Annotated in this window: 4 protein-coding genes; 2 read left to right on the top strand and 2 right to left on the bottom strand. The window is 69.9% G+C overall.

Annotated features, from left to right (window positions below; all coding sequences use genetic code 11):
• Both AC27VN_RS39460 and aqpZ read left to right on the top strand, forming a co-directional pair.
• Positions 1 to 230 (top strand): zinc-binding dehydrogenase (locus tag AC27VN_RS39460; RefSeq protein ID WP_490880214.1); only part of this gene is annotated, 230 nt, incomplete at its 5' end.
• 185 nt (positions 231 to 415) lie between these two features.
• Positions 416 to 1,159 carry an aquaporin Z gene (gene aqpZ / locus AC27VN_RS39455; protein WP_093355215.1) on the top strand — a complete coding sequence of 248 codons (744 nt, stop codon included), beginning with the start codon at positions 416 to 418 and terminating at the stop codon, positions 1,157 to 1,159.
• 79 nt (positions 1,160 to 1,238) lie between these two features.
• On the opposite strand, the gene AC27VN_RS39450 is transcribed toward aqpZ, so the two are convergent.
• Positions 1,239 to 1,580, bottom strand: coding sequence for a hypothetical protein (locus AC27VN_RS39450; protein WP_490880213.1), 342 nt, complete (start codon positions 1,578 to 1,580; stop codon positions 1,239 to 1,241).
• A 199-nt stretch (positions 1,581 to 1,779) separates the two neighbouring features.
• Complete coding sequence (locus AC27VN_RS39445) at positions 1,780 to 2,118, bottom strand: hypothetical protein (RefSeq protein ID WP_490880212.1); 339 nt, start codon at positions 2,116 to 2,118, stop codon at positions 1,780 to 1,782.
• Positions 2,119 to 2,228 lie beyond the last annotated feature (110 nt).

Raw genomic sequence — 2,228 nt, 5'->3', positions numbered from 1 at the left:
TGCTCGAGGGCACGACGCTCGACGCCTCCTTCTACGGCCTGGTGCTCGGCCGCGTCACGGTGCAGGGCATCGGCGTGGGCCACCGGCGCGCGCTCGAGGAGCTCGTGCGCGCCGTCGACGCCAACGGCCTGCGCCCCGCGATCGCCGCCAGTTACGGCTTCGACGCGCTGCCGCAGGCGCTCGACCACCTCGCGCGCGGCGCCTTCGGCAAGATCGTCGTGACCCCCTGAGTTCGCGCCAGCACGGGCGTCGCGCGGAAAACCGTGACGTTTTCGTGAACAGTTGCCCGCCTTGCCCGATCCCGTGCGGGCGCCCGAAGGTTTCCTCTTCCTTTCCCGTTCCAGAATCCGCGCGCGCCGGGTTTCGCCCCGGCGTTTTCGTTGACATCGAGAACATCAGAGAGAGGAAATCGAACATGGAACGCAGGGACTTCAGTGCACCGCAGAAATGGGCTGCCGAATTCATCGGCACCTTCTGGCTCACCTTCGGCGGCTGCGGCAGCGCGGTGCTCGCGGCAGGCTTCCCGGAACTGGGCATCGGCTTCGCGGGCGTCGCGCTGGCCTTCGGCCTCACGGTGCTGACCGGTGCCTATGCGCTCGGCCCGATCTCGGGTGGCCACTTCAACCCCGCGGTCTCGATCGGCCTCGCCGCGGCCGGGCGCTTCAACCCGACGCAGCTCGCGGCCTACATCGTGGCGCAGCTGCTGGGCGCGATCGTCGCCGGCGGCCTGCTCTACCTGATCGCCACCGGCAAGGCCGGCGCGCAGCTCGGCGGCTTCGCCACCAACGGCTACGGCGAGCATTCGCCCGGCGGCTACAACCTGATGTCGGCGCTGCTGATCGAGGTGGTGCTCACGGCCGTGTTCCTGGTCGTGATCCTCGGCGCCACCGGCCGCCGCGCGGCGCAGAACTTCGCGGGCCTGACCATCGGCCTGTGCCTCACGCTGATCCACCTGATCTCGATCCCCGTCACCAACACCTCGGTGAACCCGGCGCGCAGCACCGGCGTGGCGCTGTTCGGCCCGAGCTATGCGATCGAGCAGCTGTGGCTGTTCTGGGTCGCGCCGATCGTGGGCGCCGTGATCGGCGCGCTGATCTACCGCGGGCTGCGGCTGCGCGGCAACGGTGGCAGCGGAAGCGGCAGCGACAGCGCGCTCTGAACGACGCGCACCGCGCCAACGACAAAAGGGGAGGCATCGCTGCCTCCCCTTTTTTTCATGGCGCCGAGGCGCGGGTCGCTCAGCTGCCGGTGGCCGACCTCACCAGCGGTGCCGAGGTCGACTGGCCGATCGACTCGGTGCCGCTCGGGTGCGAAGCCGAATAGGCGCCGGCCTGGATGTCCGACACCGGCGTCACCGAGTTCATCGCGGGTGCGCTGGTCGACTGGCCGATGGACTCGGTGCCGCTCGGGCGCGCGGCGGCCATGGCCGCGGCCTGGATGTCGGCGCTGGCGGGCGAGTTCATCTGCAGCGGGTGGTAGTCCGAACCGTCCATCTTTTCCTGGGCCGATGCGGTGATGGCGCCCGTCGCCGCGAACGCGGCGAAGGAGGCGACGGCGAGAAGCTTGAAAGAAGTGCGCATGCGTGTTCTCCTGGTCACAGGTTGTCCCCGGCCTCGTGCCGGCGCCGACGGGCGCGCGGCAGGCCTGAACGCACTCTAGGCAGGCCGACTGAGGGCAGCGTGAGTAAAGAGTTACGCGAGCCTTAGCGGGCGTTGCGCGCTTCTTCGCCGACGTTCAACGAACTTCCTAAATCGACCGCTGAAGGTGGCACGAAGGCATTCATTCGCCGGCCGCGCCCACCTCGCCGTACGGAATGCGTCCCTCGCGCTCGGCCTGGGCCGCGAGCGCGCTGACGCTGTCGCGCGTGAGCCCGGGCTGCGCGCGCTCCATCGGCGGCGCGGTCTCCTGCGACACCATCGGCGAGGCGGTCGCGGTCTGCGTGGCCTGGGCCGCGTCGCGCGCGAGGTCGGCGCGCGAGCGCTGCGACTGGAACTGCAGCACGTGCTCCGAACCATCGGCCTCGTCGGCCTGCGCGGCCACCATCGGGGCCAGCGCCACCACCGCGCCCGCGGCCGCGATGAGGGCGAGCCGGCGCGAAGACAAGAATGCGATCTGCATGGCGAACTCCTTGAGAGCGGGCTCGCGATGGCCGCGACATGCGGCCCCTCGGCCCTGGAGATTCACTTAGGGCCTGTTAACCCTATTCAAGGGGTCGCGAAGCTCGCCAG

Source organism: Variovorax sp. 20P10.2.4 (assembly GCF_058244205.1).
The sequence above is the reverse complement of the archived record's forward strand: the minus strand, read 5'-3'. Positions and strand labels throughout refer to the sequence as shown.

Excerpts from the sequence above, each read along its gene's own strand:
- aqpZ (WP_093355215.1), top strand. The coding sequence starts at position 416 with ATGGAACGCAGGGACTTCAGTGCACCGCAGAAATGGGCTGCCGAATTC.
- AC27VN_RS39450 (WP_490880213.1), bottom strand. The coding sequence starts at position 1,580 with ATGCGCACTTCTTTCAAGCTTCTCGCCGTCGCCTCCTTCGCCGCGTTC.
- AC27VN_RS39445 (WP_490880212.1), bottom strand. The coding sequence starts at position 2,118 with ATGCAGATCGCATTCTTGTCTTCGCGCCGGCTCGCCCTCATCGCGGCC.